This window comes from Cupriavidus sp. NPDC089707, assembly GCF_044748965.1.
GTDB lineage: Bacteria > Pseudomonadota > Gammaproteobacteria > Burkholderiales > Burkholderiaceae > Cupriavidus.
In genome coordinates, this window is sequence record NZ_JBIVHB010000013.1 from 1 (window position 1) to 17,224 (window position 17,224).

Annotated in this window: 10 protein-coding genes and 4 pseudogenes; 8 read left to right on the plus strand and 6 right to left on the minus strand. The window is 65.4% G+C overall.

The genetic code is table 11. The annotated features are described in order from the left end of the window. Nucleotides 1–27: 27 nt before the first annotated feature. From ACIP1U_RS20340 to ACIP1U_RS20360, 5 genes are all read left to right on the plus strand, one after another. Nucleotides 28–4,335 (plus strand): tandem-95 repeat protein, encoded by a 4,308-nt coding sequence (locus ACIP1U_RS20340; protein WP_400318477.1) that lies wholly within the window; start codon nt 28–30, stop codon nt 4,333–4,335. A gap of 143 nt (nt 4,336–4,478) precedes the next feature. Next, on the plus strand, nt 4,479–6,671 hold the full coding sequence (locus tag ACIP1U_RS20345) for a peptidase domain-containing ABC transporter (RefSeq protein ID WP_400318479.1): 2,193 nt from the start codon (nt 4,479–4,481) through the stop codon (nt 6,669–6,671). Between the two features lie 49 nt (nt 6,672–6,720). Next, nucleotides 6,721–7,998, plus strand: a complete 1,278-nt coding sequence (locus ACIP1U_RS20350; RefSeq protein WP_400318861.1) for an HlyD family type I secretion periplasmic adaptor subunit — start codon at nt 6,721–6,723, stop codon at nt 7,996–7,998. Beyond that, nucleotides 7,998–9,416 (plus strand): TolC family outer membrane protein, encoded by a 1,419-nt coding sequence (locus ACIP1U_RS20355; protein WP_400318482.1) that lies wholly within the window; start codon nt 7,998–8,000, stop codon nt 9,414–9,416. The genes ACIP1U_RS20350 and ACIP1U_RS20355 overlap by 1 nt, the downstream gene beginning before the upstream one ends. Next, a complete protein-coding gene (locus ACIP1U_RS20360; protein WP_400318484.1) occupies nt 9,413–9,868 on the plus strand; it encodes a toxin-activating lysine-acyltransferase in 456 nt (151 codons plus the stop codon). The genes ACIP1U_RS20355 and ACIP1U_RS20360 overlap by 4 nt, the downstream gene beginning before the upstream one ends. Before the next feature lie 60 nt (nt 9,869–9,928). Here ACIP1U_RS20360 and ACIP1U_RS20365 read toward each other — a convergent pair. From ACIP1U_RS20365 to ACIP1U_RS20385, 5 genes and pseudogenes are all read right to left on the minus strand, one after another. After that, nucleotides 9,929–10,719 (minus strand): annotated as a pseudogene (locus tag ACIP1U_RS20365) (putative hydro-lyase). Then, nucleotides 10,611–12,119: an MFS transporter gene (locus ACIP1U_RS20370; RefSeq protein ID WP_400318487.1), complete on the minus strand. Its 1,509-nt coding sequence runs from the start codon at nt 12,117–12,119 to the stop codon at nt 10,611–10,613. Before ACIP1U_RS20370 ends, ACIP1U_RS20365 begins: the two are co-directional and overlap by 109 nt. 2 nt (nt 12,120–12,121) lie before the next feature. After that, a complete protein-coding gene (locus tag ACIP1U_RS20375; protein ID WP_400318490.1) occupies nt 12,122–12,280 on the minus strand; it encodes a hypothetical protein in 159 nt (52 codons plus the stop codon). 80 nt (nt 12,281–12,360) lie between these two features. Next, nucleotides 12,361–13,413 (minus strand): annotated as a pseudogene (locus ACIP1U_RS20380) (biotin carboxylase N-terminal domain-containing protein); the annotation flags it as partial. A 109-nt stretch (nt 13,414–13,522) separates the two neighbouring features. Further along, nucleotides 13,523–13,956, minus strand: a pseudogene (locus tag ACIP1U_RS20385) (VOC family protein). Between the two features lie 170 nt (nt 13,957–14,126). On the opposite strand from ACIP1U_RS20385, the pseudogene ACIP1U_RS20390 reads away from it, so the two are divergent. Further along, nucleotides 14,127–14,213: pseudogene (locus ACIP1U_RS20390) on the plus strand (LysR family transcriptional regulator); the annotation flags it as partial. A 217-nt stretch (nt 14,214–14,430) separates the two neighbouring features. On the opposite strand, the gene ACIP1U_RS20395 reads toward ACIP1U_RS20390, so the two are convergent. Further along, the gene (locus tag ACIP1U_RS20395) at nt 14,431–15,339 is read right to left on the minus strand and encodes a LysR family transcriptional regulator (RefSeq protein ID WP_400318493.1); all 909 of its coding nucleotides are present in this window, start codon (nt 15,337–15,339) and stop codon (nt 14,431–14,433) included. Nucleotides 15,340–15,455: 116 nt separating this feature from the next. On the opposite strand from ACIP1U_RS20395, the gene ACIP1U_RS20400 reads away from it, so the two are divergent. Together ACIP1U_RS20400 and ACIP1U_RS20405 are read left to right on the plus strand one after the other, a co-directional pair. Beyond that, nucleotides 15,456–15,773, plus strand: a complete 318-nt coding sequence (locus tag ACIP1U_RS20400) for a multidrug efflux SMR transporter (protein ID WP_029045934.1) — start codon at nt 15,456–15,458, stop codon at nt 15,771–15,773. A 106-nt stretch (nt 15,774–15,879) separates the two neighbouring features. Next, nucleotides 15,880–17,217, plus strand: coding sequence for a mechanosensitive ion channel family protein (locus ACIP1U_RS20405; RefSeq protein WP_400318495.1), 1,338 nt, complete (start codon nt 15,880–15,882; stop codon nt 17,215–17,217). Nucleotides 17,218–17,224: the final 7 nt, after the last annotated feature.

Consider the following 17,224-nt stretch of genomic DNA (forward strand, 5'->3'; position numbering starts at 1 on the left):
CTGGCCGACGGAGACGCCAGCGGCGAGATGCGCCTTGACGCCGGCGATGAGCGGGTCCATACCGCCAGCGACCGGCAGCATGAGCAAGTCCTGGCCGAGGATGTCATCGCCGCTGGCGACATCCGCGTCGGTGACGGCGAAGCGATGACGGACGGCGCGACGACCGTCACCACCGTCGAGGCTGGCGACGGCCGCCTGACCTCCAAGGGCGACACCAATGGCGGCAAGGGCGCGTCGCGTACCGACACGGTCCGCCCGAACGATGGCCGCGTCACCAGCGCTGCGCCCACGAACCCGGCGGACGCCTACGCCGCGATCCGGGATGAATGGATCAAGAGTGCGGACAGCCCGTTCGCTGGCGCTGGCGCGTTGGCGGGCGTCGCGGTTGGTGCCGTGGCCGGGGTTGCGAGTGCCCAGACGGGCACCGATACCCTGACAAGCGACACCGGCATCTTCGAGACCACCGGTAACAACACCGTCAGCCGCGTATCAGGCCCGACCAAGGGCACGGACGCCCCGTCCACCACGACGACGCAGCCCCCGTTCGTTCCGAGCCCGGTGATTGCTTTACCGCCCGTGCAGCGCCACAGCGGCACGAACCTCGACGAAGTCCTGACAGTGGATGTCACGCAGGGCCAGATTCAGACCGTGGCACATGATGGCGCCCTGGATGGTGTTACATCCGGCACGAGTACCACTAGTCCCGTGTCCGAAAGCACCATCACCGGCCCCAATGGCGAGGACGTGCGCTTGGCCTTTCCCGATGTGCAGGATGAGTCCGTGGCCGCGGTGGAGGACACGCGCTATGCCTTCGATGCGGCGGTGCTGCTCGCCAACGACACCACCAAGAACGCCATCCGGCGGCCGTTGCAGTTGACCGAGGTCTTTGGCGCCGAGCACGGCACGGTGTCGATGGTGACCCAGCCCGACGGTAGCCAGCGCATCGTCTTCACGCCCGACCCGGACTACTGGGGTCCAGCCATCTTCCGCTACGCGGTCTCCGACGAATACGGCATGGCGGCTGTCGGCAATGTGCGGTTTGACATCGCCCCGGTCAATGATGTCCCCGTCACGGCGGGCGAGACCGCCGCGATGGATGAGGACACCGGCATTCTGTTCACGTCGGCCCAATTGCTCGCCAATGATTTCGACGTGGACACGCCGACTGTCGGCGATGTATTGATTATCCAGCGTGTCTCCGATGCGCAGCACGGCTTGGTCAAGCTAGATGCGGACGGCAATGTGCGGTTCCTGCCCGATCACGACTACTTCGGCCCGGCCAGCTTCGTCTACTGGGTATCGGACGGCAACGGCGGCCTCACGCCTGCCACGGTCAATATTGAGGTGCGTCCGGTCAACGACGCCCCCGTGGCCACGGGCGAGACTATAGCCACCGACGAGGATACGGTCCTGCTGATCGAGCAGGCCACGCTGCTGGCGAACGAAACGGATGTGGACAACCCGCACTCCGACCTGACGGTGTTCTCCGTGCGCAACGGCCAGCACGGCACGGTCGAGCTGACCCCCGAGGGGCAGATCCGCTTCGTACCCGAGCAGGATTTCTACGGCACCGCCACTTTCTTCTACACGGTCTACGACGGCGCGGGCGGATATACCGAGGCCATGGCGACGGTTGATCTGGCGCCGGTCAACGACGCGCCCATTGTCACCGGCGAGGACTTCAGCGGCACCGAAGATGAAACCGCCACCTTTACGGCGGCCAGCCTGCTGGCCAACGACCGGGACGTGGATGATGCGCAATCCTCGCTCACGCTGGTGGCCGTCGGCAATGCGGTGCACGGCGAGGTCCGGCTGAATGCGGACGGATCGGTCAGCTTCATTCCGGAGACCGATTACTTCGGGGCCGCCAGTTTCGATTACACGGTGGCCGACCCGCATGGCGCCACCACGACCGGCCGGGTGGACATCGACCTGGCGCCCGTGAACGACGCGCCGCGCCTGCGCGGTGACGTGATCGACGGCACCGAGGACACGGCGCTCACCATCGATGCGGCCGCGTTGTTGGCCAACGACGCCGACGTGGACAATGACCACGACGAGTTGACGATCACCCGTGTCGGCAATGCCACGCACGGTACCGTTTCGCTGAACCCCGACGGCACGATTCGCTTCGTCCCGAGCCAGGACTTCTTTGGCGACGCGAGCTTCCAGTATGAAGTGAGCGACGGCGCGGGCGGCGTCTCGACTGCCACGGCGACGATTCACGTGGCACCGGTCAACGATGCGCCGATCGCTAACGACAACCTTGTCGCTGGCCGCAAGGGGGTTGCCATCACGCTGACGGCAGCCGCGCTGCTGGCCGACGATTTCGACATCGACAGCCCGCACAACGACCTGCGCATCGTCGGCGTGTCGGGCGCCGAGCACGGCACCGTGCGGCTGAACGCAGATGGGTCGGTGACCTTCCTGCCCGACCCCGGCTATGGTGGTTACCCCGGCGCGCACGGCCAGTTCACCTACACCATTTCCGATGGCGCAGGCGGTTTCGCCACGGCTACAACAACGGTCAACCTGGAGAAGATCAATACCACCCCGGTCGCGGTCGATGACGGGTTCTCGGGCTACGAGAACACACCGTTCATCATCAACACGGCGCAGTTCCTGGCCAATGACAGCGATCCGGATGGCGATGCCCTGACCGTCACGCAGGTGGTCAACGCGCAGCACGGCACTGTCGGGATTCAGGCCGACGGGCAGGTTCGGTTCACACCGGACCATGACTTCTACGGTCAGGCTTCGTTCCAGTACCTGGTGTCCGACTCCTATGGAGGCCAGACTTGGGCGACTGCTTATCTGGACGTCGTCCACGTCAACAAGGCGCCGGTTATCGAAGCCATTGAGTTCGGCCGTCCGGTCTTTGGCTATTACTACGGCCCGGCGCCTCAGGTTGGCACAGCAGCACCTGTCGACGGTGGCGGTCCGCTCTGGGCAGCCTACGATGAGAACCATGAGCGGGCCACCAACTACTTCCAGCCGCTCTACGATGAGGGGCTGGCCAGGTCCCTGTCCGCGCAAGGCAAGTTGTACGACGCCGGCGGAGCGCGCTACACGCCTGCCCTGTATCAGAACGGCATGCTCAAGCCGCTCGAACTGAGCCCGGTCGACAGCTACATGCAACTGAATTCCGGCGGGGTCGACATGGACGTGTACGTTGGACCGGCCGATGATCCTGCGCGGCAGATGGGCCGCATCGTCGTGTATGACCCCGACGGAAACTCTGCCGCTGTCGTCATTTCGATCCTCCACGGACCGCAGCATGGGCACGCCTATGCCAATGCATATGCTGACACCTTTACGCCCGAATATGAAGGTCACACTTGGCTTGCTCAGCACCTGATCAACACTCCCAGTTATTGGCAATACCTCAGCCACCGGGGCGACCCGTACAACGGCGCGGACAGCTTCACGATCCGCATCACGGATGCCCAGGGTGCGGTCACCGACGTGGAAATCAGTACCATCCACAAGGGCACCAACGCCAGCGGCGGCTTTACGCCCATCGTGCTGGACCTGAACGGTAATGGCACGGAACTGCTGGCAGCCGACCAGTCGGCCGTCAGGGCGGACGTGAACGACGACGGCCATACCGAGCAGATCGGCTGGGCAGCCAACACCGACGGGGTGCTCGGCTTCGACGCCGACGGCGATGGCCGTATCTCGGCCGAGGAAACCCGGTTGACAGGCTTCGTTCCCGGAACGAAGACCGACCTGGAAGCGCTGGCCGCCTTCGACTCCAATGGAGACGGCAAGATTTCCAACGAAGACGCTGCCTGGAGCCGGTTCAAGGTGGTGCAGGACGCGGATGGCGACGGTGACTTCACCTACGCCGAGCACAAGAGCCTGGACGAACTGGGCATCGCCTCGATCAGCCTGCAGCGCCAGGGCGAGGCTCACGTCGATCACGGCAACGTGGTGTTCGGCACCGTCGAGGTGACGCACACCGATGGCACGAAGAGCGAGGCCGCCGATGTGATGTTCGCGGGCAAGGACGTGCCGCTGCCGAGCTTCGCCGCATACCTGGAGGAAGTCCATACAGGCATCGAGCCGGCCGCGCCGACCGATGACGCGGCATTTGCCGCAAATGCGGTGGCGCAACTGACCAGTGCCGCGACGGAGCCGACCGGCTGTCCGTACCCGCCGGGCAGCCTTGAGGAAGCGCAGTGGAGCAGGAATCTGTGGGCCCAATTGCTGGCGACAGCCGATGGCCCGTCACCCTCCGGTGGCTTCGTGCCGCCCCACGAGGACACGCTCGCCGACATGATCGACCGCGCGGCGCAGGCAAGCGTGGTGGACCTGGGCATGGGCAATCTGTGACCGATCCCCTAGCACACTGATCGGGGCAATAACCATCCCGCGGGGGCCATGCGGCCACCCGTTGGGAACGTTTGACCTTGTTTGATGGGAAAGATGATGCGTGTATGGTTGCGGGCCGTATCCGGTCCGGATTGGGGGCGGCCATGAGCCAGGCCCGGACATTTCCGAATCTGCGCATGCTGGCCGCGTTTGCAGGCATGCACGAGATTTCCGTGGACGCCGAAGCACTGATCCGCCGCTGGAACGTGCGCGAGGACTTCGACGCCAGTCGAATGCTATGGGGCCTGGATGACCTCGGCTTTCAGGCTCGACGCGTTGAGGGTAGCCTGAAGGCGCTGGCCAATGCCAGGCTGCCCGTGCTCGCGCTCACGTGCAGCGGACATGCCGTGCTGGTGGGCAAGATCGGTGACGTGGTGCTGGTGCAGCGTCAGCCGGGCCAGCAACCTGAAGCGGTGCCTGCCGATACCTTTGCCGGCGAATTTGCCAATGCCTGGATCGAGGCCGAGCGCACGGTGGCCTCGCTGACCGAAGGTGCCGCCGATGCCTCGGCGTCGAAGTTCGGCTTCGGCTGGTTCTGGCAGGCCATCAAGAAATACAAGGCCGAACTCGCCCAGGTGCTGCTGGCATCGTTCTTCGTTCAGATCTTTGCGCTGGTCACGCCGTTGGCGTTCCAGGTGGTGATCGACAAGGTGCTCACGCATCGTTCGCAGGCAACGCTGGTGGTGATGCTGGTCGCGCTGGCCGGTGTGGGGCTGTTTGACGCGATGCTCTCCGGCCTGCGCCACTACCTGCTCTCGCATACCACCAACCGGGTCGATGTCGAATTGGGTGCGCGGCTGTTCCGGCACCTCATGCGCCTGCCCATGTCGTACTTCAATTCGCGCCGGGCGGGCGACGTGATCGCCGCCATGCGCGAACTGGAGACGGCACGTACCTTCCTCACCGGGCAGGCGCTGACCGCCTGGCTGGACCTGTTCTTTGCAGTGGTGTTCCTGGCGGTGATGTTCTACTACAGCCCGCTGTTGACCATCATCGTGATCTGCTTCCTGCCGATCTTCCTTGGCGCGTCGTATGTGGTGAGCCCCATGCTGCGCAAGAAACTCGAAGACAAGTTTGCCCTGAATGCCGAAAACCAGGCGTTCCTGGTGGAGACCATCGGCGCGATGGAAACCCTCAAGGGCCATGCCGTCGAAGCGAGCTGGCAGCGCCGCTGGGAGGACCGGCTGGTGCGCTATGCCGTAAGCGCGTTCGAATCGGGCCACACCGGCAACTGGACCAACCAGCTCGTCAACCTGACAAGCAAGGTGCTCACTGTGGTGCTGTTGGGCGTGGGCGCCATGCAGGTGATCGATGGCAACCTGACCGTGGGCGGCCTGATCGCGTTCAACATGCTCTCGGGCCGTGTCAACGCCCCAATCATCAAGCTGTCTTCGTTGTGGCAGGAGTCCCAGCAGATGCGTGTGGCGGTCAATCGCCTCGGCAGCATCATGGACGCGCCTGCCGAGCCCGCTCAGTTGTCCGAACGGGCTCGGCGCCCCGCCTTGCGCGGCAGCGTGAACTTTGACCGGGCGAGCTTTGCCTATCAGACGAATGGCGCGCAGGTGCTGTCGGATGTTTCGTTCACGATCCCCTCGGGCAAGGTGGTCGGGGTCGTCGGCATCTCGGGGGCAGGAAAAACCACACTCATTCGGTTGCTGCAGCGCCTGTACACGCCGACCAGTGGTCGGGTCTTTATCGATGGCATCGACCTCGCGACGGTGGACACTACCTGGCTGCGCCGCCAGATCGGCGTGGTGTCACAGGATGCGACGCTGCTGAACATGTCGGTATTTGACAACATCGCCATTGCCAATCCTGACCTGTCGCTGGAGGCCGTGATGGCGGCGGCGAAACTGGCCGGTGCGCATGACTTCATCAATGTGTTGCCGCAAGGCTATGACACCGTAATCGGTGAGCGCGGCAGCCTCCTGTCGGGCGGCCAGCGTGCCCGCATCGCCATCGCCCGGGCGCTTGCCACCAACCCGCGCCTTCTGTTGCTGGATGAAGCGACCGCGAGCCTGGACTACGAGTCCGAGCGGGTGATTCACGACAACCTGGAGCAAATCTGCGCCGGGCGCACCGTATTCATCGTGGCGCACCGCCTCTCGACGTTGCGCCTGGCCGACACCATCCTGGTGCTCGACAACGGGAAACTGGTTGAATCCGGTCACCACACCGACCTGATTGCCAGGGAAGGCAAGTATCGCGCCCTGTTCGAGGCATCGCGCGTGCTGGAAACCCTGACCGTCAAGCACAAGGCGCCGGTACAGCCGCTGCCTGGAGGCACCAATGTCTGAACCGATGAAACCAGACCAGCGAGCGGCAGACGCCTTTGCGACGGCGGCTATGGGTATTGCCAACCGCCGCCCGGCGCGAATGGCCAGGGTCGTCGCTGGCAGCATCTGCGGCATGGCTGCGCTTGCCCTCATCTATGCCATGTTTGCCAGGATGGACGTTGTGGTGTCCGCCCAAGGCAAGGTTATTCCGTCAGGCAAGTCCAAGGTGGTGCAGCCGCTGGAAGCCGGTGTCGTGCGCCAGATCTACGTGCGAGATGGCCAGTCTGTCAGGGCGGGCGACGTCCTGATCGAGCTAGATCCCACCACCACCGCGGCCGATCGGGACCGCCTGCAACGCGAATCCTGGGAAGCCAAAGTAGAGGTGCAGCGACTCAGGGCGCTGCTCGACGGCCCGGCCACCATGCCGCCGATGGATGGCTTTCCCGACGATATCGCCAGGACCCAGCGGGCGCTGCTGATGAGCGCGCTGGCTGAACATCGTGCCCGCATGGCCGCGCTCGATGCCGAGATCGCCCGCAAGCGGGCCGACCGGGAAGGTGCTGCCGCCAGCCTGGACCAGGTCCGCGCGAGCCTGCCGCTGGTGACCAGGAAGAACGACATGCGCGAGGAGCTGGTCAAGACCGGGCACATCGCCGAGACCGGCCTGATCGAGACTCGGCTGGAACTGCTTAACCTCAGGAAGGAACTGGCCCTGCAGAAGAGCCGGCTGGCCGAGGCCAATGCTGGCCTGAACGCCGCGCAGCAGCAGCGCGCACAGGCGGTGGCGGAGTTCACGGCTCGCCATTCGGCCGAGCTGGCTAATGCCAGTCGCAAGGCGGCCACCGCCGAGCTGGAACTGGTCAAGGCCACGCAGCGGCGCGATCTGCAGATACTGCGCGCGCCGATTGATGGCGTGGTGCAACAGTTGGCAGTCACCACGGTTGGCGGCGTGGTGACCCAGGCGCAGCCCGTGGCTACCGTCGTGCCGGCGCACACGGCGCTGGAGGTGGATGCCCAGGTGCAGAACAAGGACGTTGGTTATGTAAAGCCGGGACAGCGCGTCATCACCAAGGTGGAAACCTTTGACTTCACGCGCTTTGGCTACATCGAGGGCGAGGTGCAATGGGTGGGCACCGATGCTATCAACGACCAGAAACTGGGGCCGATTTACCCGGTACGCATCCGCCTGAACGAGATGGCCACGCCAAACTCGGTCAACGGTCGCAAGGGCACGCTGACCCCCGGCATGAGCGTGACCGCCGACATTCGCGTGGACGAGCGCCGCATGATCTCCTACTTCCTGTCGCCGCTGATGCGCTACAAGGACGAGGCGCTGAGGGAGCGGTGATGGCGAAGTGGAACCATACACGCCGCAGCGCCATGGCCGCGGCAGTGGCGCTGTGCGCCTCGCATGCCAGCGCGATCGACCTGCTGTCCGTTTACCGACTGGCGCAGGGGGGCGATCCCACCTTCGAGGCGTCGCGCTACGCGCTCGAAGCCGGGCGGGAGAAGTTGCCGCAGGCGCGCGCCGGCGTACTGCCGAGCATCAACCTCAGCGGCAACGGCAGCCGCCAGAACGGGCAGGCGAACTTCGCCGGCAGCCCGTACCAGGATCGCAACGTCAATAGTTGGGCGTGGAACCTGCAACTGTCGCAGCCGGTGGTGCGTGTCGCCAGCTGGATTGGCGTGGCGCAGGCGGGTGCCCAGGTCGAGCAGGCCGAGGCGCAGTTTGCCCAGGCCGAGAGCGACCTGATTTTGCGCACCGCACAGGCCTACTTTGACCTGCTGACCGCGCGTGACAGCGTGACGGTGGCCAAGGCACAGCTCAAGGCGGTGGAACAGCAGCGCGTGCTGGCCAAGCGCCGTTACGACGTGGGCGAGGCCACCATCACGGACGTTTACGAGGCCCAGTCCCGGCACGACCTCGGACGCTCGCAACTGGTGCAGGCGCTCAATGACCAGGAGGCCAGGCAGGCCGAGCTGGAGCGACTGGTGGGGGCGTTGCCGGAGCCGCTCGCCGGTCTCAAGGCCGAGGTGGTCCTCCCGAGCCCGGAGCCGATGGATGTCAATGCCTGGATGGGCAACGCGCGAGAGAACAATCCGGCGGTGCGGACCCAAATGGCGGCCGTCGAGGTGGCCGAGAAGGAAGTGTCGAAGAACCGCGCGGCCCACCTGCCGACGCTGGACTTCACCGCTGGCTATGGCAGGAACTACACCTCCGGCTCCATGACCTCGCCGGCGGACATCGAGAACCGCGTCAGATCCGGCACGATCGGCCTGCAACTGACGATCCCGCTCTACCAGGGGGGCGCCGTCAACTCGCGAGTGACCGAAGCCATTGCCAACCGGTACAAGTCCCGGGCGGAACTCGAAGCGGCGCGGCGCCAGGCCGCCACGCAGGCACGGCAGGCGTTCGGTGGCGTCACCAGCGGCCTGTCGCAAGTGGATGCGCTGACCTCGGCCGTCACTTCTAGCCTGGATGCCGTCAACGCCAACAAGATCGGCTACCGGATCGGCACGCGGGTCAATATCGACGTGCTCAATGCCGAGCAGCAGCTCTTTGCCGCGCAGCGCGATCTGGCCAAGGCCCGCTACGACACCATACTGCAGGGGTTGCGCCTGAAGGCCGCGGCAGGCAGCCTTGCCGAGGGCGATGTGGTGGCCGTCAACGCGCTCCTTGCCGGGCGTAGCCAGCCAGAAACGCCAGCGGTACCCGCGATGCCGGCCGCCTCCAATCCGAATATCACAAAGACGAGAATGCAATGACCCTTCCGACCGAAACCGAAAAACTGATGCAGTTCGCCGCGGAACAGGCGCAGCGCGTCATCAAGAAGATTCCGCTGCTCGGCCCGGTGTCGTGGCTGATGATGAACAACCCATCGACACGACATGCGTTCCTTGCCGACCTGGAATGGCGGGTAATGCCGCCACTGGTGCTGGAGCAGGCCAAGCTCTACATGAAGGGCGAGATGCCAACAGCGTTCGTGACCTGGGCGTACCTGTCCGATGCCGTGGTCGAGCGTTATAGCAAACCGCCGGCTCACCTGGCGCCAGGAGACTGGAAGTCGGGTGACAGGGTATTCCTTGTGGATGTGTTTGCGCCTTATGGCGGCACGAAGGACGTGCTTGACGACCTCAGGAAGACGGTATTGTCCGGAAAGACGATCCACCAGCTGGTGCCAGGCTCTTCCGAGTCGATGACCATCGTTACCCTGTGAGCGAGTATCCTCTGGCGCGGAGCTGGAGCGAGCGGCATGCGGGAAAAAGCCAACAGAAACTCAGATCAGCTTGACGTCTTCAACCGCCACATCGCCCACCAACATATAACCGGGCGCATGCGTGATGCACAGCGGCAGCGGCGCCTGCACGACCGCGGCCTGAGGCGTCACGCCGCAGCCCCAGAATACCGGGATCTCACCGGGCAGGATGGCGGTGGGCTCGCCTTCGTCGGGACGGTAGACGTCTGCAATGCCGATCGCTGACGGATCGCCAGCGTGCACCGGTTTGCCATGCGCTGCCGGCAACGCGGCGCAGATCTCACTGGCGCGCGCGGCCTGTGCCGGCGTATAGGGTCGCATCTACACCACCATCGGGCCGCGGAATGGCCCCACCGGTGTGGTTTCGATACTGGTGCCGTACATCGGCACCACCACCTTGCCTTCATCGACATGCTGTACGGGCAGGCCGGCGCGCTGGAGCGCATCTTCGAAGGACAGCGAGCAGCCCAGCACGAAGCCGACAAAGTCGTCGCGCCACAACGCGCCGATGTCGCTGCACTCTCCGGCCAGCTTGCCATCGCGCCAGACACGGTGCGTGGCAGGTCGGTGCGCAGGTCGATATCCTCGCCAAGCGCCGGCACCAGCGGCGAGCCGGGCTCGGTCATGCCGATCAGCGGGCAGGGCACGGGGTTGGCACGGCAGTAACCGAGGAAATCATCTGCCCACTGGCGTGGCAGGATCATCAGGTTCCCCTGCACCCGGCCGGGCGCCATGCCGGCGGTGTGCCCGCCCCAGGCGCCGCTGCGGATGGCGGCGCGCGCGGCGGCGGGGCTGGCTGCCCAGCCGGGCAGCGCAACGATAGTGTGATGCATGTCGATTCGCTCCACGCCCGCGTCGCTTTACCGCAGCGCCTCGCGCGCAGTCTCCCTGACGCGCAGCAGCCCAAGCAACGCGATGGCCGCCTCCCCATCAGCAGGTACGCGGGCGAGAGCAGGTTGCCAGTAGCGCCGATCAGCGCGGTTGCCACGTATGGCGTCACGCCGCCGCCAAGGATGGCGCCAAGGTTGAAGCTGAAGGCCATGCCGGAATAGCGCACGCGGGTGGGGAACTGCTCGGCGTAGGTGGGATAGCCGACGGACTGCACGATCGGCATCGGCAGCGCCACGATCAGCATGGCGAGGAAGGCCAGGCCGATGTTCTGCTGGTCCATTAGCGTCATCATCGGCACCACCAGCGCGGTGTAGCCGACAAAACCGATGGCGAGTACCTTGCGCCGGCCCAGGCGGTCGGACAGGCCGCCCCAGAACGGCATCAGCACCGCCATGGCGAGGCTGACGAACGCCATGATCCAGTAGACCGTGGCCTTGTCGTACTTGAGGTAGGTGGTCATGTAGATGTTCATGAACACCAGGCCCACCCAATAGCCCACGTTCTGTCCGAAGGACAACACCAGCACCTTGAGTACCGCGGGCATATGCTGGCTGAACACTTCCTTTAGCGGCGCCTTGGGCGGTTCATTGTGCTGCTGGAATTGCTGGAACGCCACCGACTCTTCCACGCGCTTGCGCACCAGGAACGAGATCGTCACCATCGGGATGGCGCTCAGGAATGGGATGCCCAGCCCCATGCATTCATGGCTCCGCTGCCCAGGATGGAGGTGGTCAGGCCGCACACGGTTGCCGCCAGGGCGCCGCCGATGGCGACGCCCCACCGGCGTGAACGCGCCAAAGAAGCCGCGCCTGCCGTGTGGCGCCGATTCGGCCACGTGCGCCGCCGCGCCAGTGACTTCGCCACCGGCGAAGAACCCTTGCACCAGCCGGATCAGCAGCAACAGAGGCGCGGCAAGGCCCGCGCTCGCGGCAACGGGCAGCACGCCGATGGCGGCGGTGGCAACGCCCATGCCGATCACGGTGACCAGCAGCACAGCGCGGCGGCCGATGCGGTCGCCGAGCCGTCCCAGCACGATGCCGCCGATCGGGCGCATCAGGAAGGCGCTGCCGAACACCGCCAGGATCGCCAGCAGCGACGCGGTGGCGTTGTCGCTCGGAAAGAACAGTGGCCCGATGGTGGCGGCCAGATAGCCATAGATGCCGAACTCGTAGTACGCGATGGCTGTGCCGGCGGCGGCGGCCACCGCGGCCTTGCGGGCCACGGCGACATCGCCGGTTGCTGGGGCAGATGTGGGGGCCGAAGTGGTGGCCGAGGTGGGGGCATCCGCCAGCGGCAGCGTGGAAGTGGGGGCGTTGGACATGGTCACGTTTCCAGAAGCAGGGTGAAAGAAGCCGCGCCGCGCGTGACGAAGCCGGTATCGACCTGGCCCGCGCGGAAGTCGCGATGCGCCAGTACGTTGCCCAGGAACTTGACGTTATGGCGAATCCCTTCAATATGCGTGTCCGCCAGCGCGGCCAGCATCGCCTGCCGCGCTGCCGCGCTGCCGCGCTGCCGCGCTGCCGCGCTGCCTCGCGCCCCGCGCCGTGCGTGATGAGCTTGGCGATCATCGGGTCGTAGTAGGGCGTGATGGTGTCGCCGGCGCGCACGCCGGTGTCGACGCGCAACGCCGGCATCGCCGGCAGCGCGAAGGCCGACAGCTTGACCGGCGAGGGCATGAAGTGGCGGGCCGGGTTCTCGGCATAGAGGCGGCATTCGATGGCGGCGCCCTGCCGGCGGATGTCAGACTGCGCGACACGATCAAGGGTGCCGGCGGCCAGCCGGATCTGCGCCTGCACCAGGTCCCAGCCGGTGACTGCTTCGGTGACACCGTGCTCGACCTGGATGCGGCGGTCATGCGTGCCAGCACTTCGGGCGGCAGGCGGTGCCGGGCTTTCTTCGATGATCTTCTGGAAGCGGCGCTGCACGGAGCATTCCCGTTCGAACAGATGCACCGCCGTGCCGTCGCCATAGCCGAATACCTGCACTTCGATATGGCGCGCGCGCGCGACGTAGCGCTCCAGGTAGATGCTGCCGTCGCCGAAGGCCTTGAGCGCAAGCGCCTGCGTGGAGGCCGCGGTCGCGGCCAGTGAGTCGGGGCCCTCGACGCATTTCATGCCGATGCCGCCGCCACCGCCCGCGGCCTTGACCAGCAGCGGATAGCCCACTTGCGCGGCAGCGCTTTCCAGGCCGGACAGCTCTCCAGGCAGGAAGCGGATGCTGCCCGGCAGGACCGGCACCCCACAGGCGGCCGCGATCTCGCGTGCGCGATTCTTGTCGCCCATGTTCTCGATCGATTCGACCGACGGCCCGATCCAGCGCATGCCGGCGGCCTCGGCGGCCTGCGCGAAGGCCGTGTTCTCGGAGAGGAAGCCATAACCCGGATGCACGCCGTCGGCACCATGCGCCAGACCGGCAGCCAGGACGGCTTCGGTACTCAGATAGCTCTGTGCTGCGGGGGCGGGACCGATGGGCACGGCCACGTCGGCCATCTGGCAATGCATTGCACCGGCGTCGGCCTCGGAATGCACGGCCACGGTCTCGATGCCAAGCGCCTTTGCGGCGCGGATGATGCGACAGGCAATCTCGCCGCGATTGGCTACCAGGATTCTTTGCATGTCAGGCTCTTGCTGCTTTGGGGGCGGACACGCGGCGCTGGCACAGGCGCCGCGTGGAATGCCGGCCTGCGGGCCGGTCGTGTCGCGGCGTGGCCGCGCTCTTGGAGCGCTACTTGGCGAACAGCGAGGCGGTATTGGCGAACGCCTTCAGCTCCAGCGCATTGCCGACGGATCCAGGAAGAACATGGTGGCCTGCTCGCCGACTTCGCCCTTGAAGCGGATATGCGGCTCGATGATGAAATCAAGGCCGGCGGCCTCCAGCTTGTCGGCAGCCGCTTGCCAGTCGCTCATCGGCAGTACCACGCCGAAATGACGCACCGGCACGGCGTCGCCGTCTACCGCGCTGGTCTTGCGGTGGCCGCATTCTTCCGGTGCCAAGTGGGCCACGATCTGGTGGCCGTAGAAGTTGAGGTCGACCCAGTCTTCCGAGCTGCGGCCTTCCGGGCAGCCCAGCAACTCGCCGTAGAATTCGCGCGCGCTGGCGATGCTGTGGACCCGGAAGGCCAGGTGGAACGGGGGCAGGACAGCGGTGGTTTCGCTCATGATGTGGAGACTCTGGGCAATGGATTTGTGGTCAGGTCGTGCGGCGCGCGGTAATGCCGCGGTAATGCTTCACGCAGCGCGCCGCCCTGGAACCAGAGTCCATGCATGGCCACAAACTAATAAAGGCGATATATTTTTGACATTAGCTCCACGAAAATTGATGAATCGCCATGTTGCGAGAACTGCGCACCTTTATCGCCGTCGCGCGCCACGGCACCTTCGCCAACGCCGGCGCACACATTGACCTGACGCACTCGCATTACGGCATCTGCCCCGCGCCAACGACAGAAATACGCCAGTGATCCCCTAACGTTTTAGCCATTCAGGTACAGCGACGCATCGCTGTTAGCCTGTCGCCCCGCACATGGGCGGCATGCTGGCAAGTACTGCGGCGGCAAACGCGGCGAGGCCCATTCACTCGTCAGGGTGTCCGGTACGGAATGGCGTCCGGAATGGTATTCGCCGGGCTTGTCCCTACACCATTACCGATTCCGCCGCCCGCACCCGCTCATACAAAAAATCCGTCAACACACGCACCCTCGCGCTGTGCCGAAGATCTGGATGGGTCAGAAGCCACAAATCCGTATCCAGGTCCCGTTCGGCCGGCGCCAGCCGCACCAGCTCCGCGTCCCAACCAGCCAGAAAGCACAACAACATTCCGGCACCCATGCCATGCCGCACGGCATCCGCCATCGCCACGAGGCTGTCCGCACTGACAGCCCGCCGATGCTCCGGCACCTGGTCCCGCACCCACCGCGCCTGCGCCAGGTGGGACAGCGCCTCGTCAGGCACCACCCAGTCATAGGCCGTCCAGTCAGACAGCAGCGGACTATCCGCCTCCGTCGGCAACCCAAGCCGCTGCAGATAACGCCTCGACGCATACGCCGCCGTCTGCAGCCGCCCGATGCGCCGTCCGACCAGGTACTCCGGCGGCGCGTTGGCCGGCCGTATCGCCACATCCGCCTCACGCCGGCTCAGGCTCAGGAAGCCGTTGTTGACCACAATCTGCAACTGGATGCGCGGATGCATCGCGCGAAATTCGGCGAATAGCGGCATCAGCAGCCCTGTCAGCAGCGTGTCGGTGGTGGTGACCCGCAGCGGCCCGCTTAGCTGGCTGTCCAGGCCGGACAACTGCCGCTGCGCGGCATCGATCTGTTCGCCGACGCCGGCGAGCCGTTGGGCCAGCGCTTCGCCCGCTGCCGTGAGAGCGTAGCCCGTCGGATGGCGCTCGAAGAGCAGGGTGCCCAGCACCTCTTCCAGCCGGGCGAGCCGGCGCAGCACGGTGGAGTGGTTGACGTGCAGCGTCCGCGCGGCGCCTGCCAGCGAGCCGGACTGGCTGACGGCAAGGAAGTGCTTCAGGTCATCCCAATCTGCTTCCTGCATGTTTGCATAGCCCTTTTGCGAAAATTGCCAGTATCCGTGCTGATTCGCACAGCCTACATTGGCCTGGCGGGCCCGGCAATGGTGGCCGGGCGGCAAACCAGGAAAAGGAAGAAGCGATGGCTTGGATGCTGCTGGTGCTGGCGGGGCTGATCGAGATCGTGATGGCGCTTGCGCTGAAATACACGGACGGATGGACGCGGCCGGGGCCGACGGTGCTGGGGATCGGGGCCGCACTGGCCAGCATCTTCTTGCTCAGCGCGGCCTTGCGGCACCTGCCGGTCGGGACGGCCTACGCGGTATGGACCGGGATCGGGGCGATCGGGGTCACCGTGATCGGTATCCTGTTCCTTGGGGAGAGCGCGGCGCCGATGCGGCTGGCGTTGATTGCGCTGATTTTTGTCGGGATCGGGGGGCTGAAGCTGCTGCCTGCCTGAGCGAGGGCAGGGCCAGGACACACGAGCCGGGGATCGCAGTTTTACGAGAGGGCGTGCGCGTTTTGTACACTATCCGGCTGAACCACTGGCTTGACGTCGCCCCCCTATGAGTTTCGATGCCCTGCTGGAGCTGTTCCAGCAACGTATTCCGGCCCATCCGTGGGCGCAGATCACGCTGTACCTGGTGGTGCTGGTGCTGATCGCGGTGCTCGCGCAATGGCTGTTCGGCCGTGTGATGTCGCGCATCGCCCATCGCGTGCTGACGGTCTGGGGCAAGGCGCCCTGGAGCAAGGCACTCACGCGCCATCGCGCCTATCGGCGTTTCGGCTACGCGGTGGGCTTCGCGGTGATCACCGTCGGCATCGGCGAGGTGCCGCACATGGGCCGCTACGCGCTGCTGGTGGAGCGCCTGGCCCATTCCAGCCTGTGGGTCTCCTTTTTCCTGATGCTGGGCGGCGTGCTGGGTGCGTGGCAGGATGTTTATGCCAGCAGCCGGCGCGCGCAGACGCGCTCGATCAAGGGTTATATCCAGGTGGGGCGGCTCGGGCTGGGACTGGTGTGCGCGGTGCTGGTGCTGTCGATCCTGATCAACCGCTCGCCGCTATGGATGCTGTCCGGCCTGGGCGCGTTGTCGGCGGTGCTGCTGCTGGTGTTCAAGGACACGCTGCTGTCGCTGGTGGCCAGCACGCAGCTGACCTCGAACGACATGCTGCGCATCGGCGACTGGATCGAGATGCCGCAATGCAATGCCGATGGCTACGTCAAGGACATCGCGCTGCATACGGTCAAGGTGCAGAACTGGGACAACACCGTGACCACGGTGCCGACCTACAAGCTGTTCTCGGAGAGCTACCGCAACTACCGGCAGATGTTCGAATCAGGCGCGCGCCGCATCAAGCGGACGTTGCGCATCGATGCGAGCAGCGTGCGCTTCCTGGAAGACGACGAAGTGCATGCGCTGATGCGCTTCCAGCTGCTGCACGACTACCTGGCGGACAAGCAGGCCAAGGTCGACGAGGCCAACCGCATGCTGATCGCCGCGGGCAATGACCCGGTAAACCGCCGCCGGCTGACCAATGTCGGCACCTTCCGCGCGTATGGCATCGCCTACCTGAAGGCGCATCCCGAAATCCACCACGACCTGCTGCTGAACGTGCGCATGATGGAGCCCGATTCGCAGGGTATCCCGGTGGAGATCTATTGCTTTACCGCGCTGACGGCGTGGATGGATTACGAGCGCATCCAGGGCGATGTGTTCGACCACCTGCTGGCGATCCTGCCGGAACTGGGTCTGCGCTTGTACCAGGCCCCGTCCGGCGCCGACCTGAGCGGCGTGCGCATGGCGCCGGTGCTGGCCGCGGCGCAGGCTGCCGCACAGGTTGCCACGCAGGTTGCAGCACCGCACCCGCCCGGCCACGCCGCGGCGGGCAGCCACGTGCTCTGAGACTTTC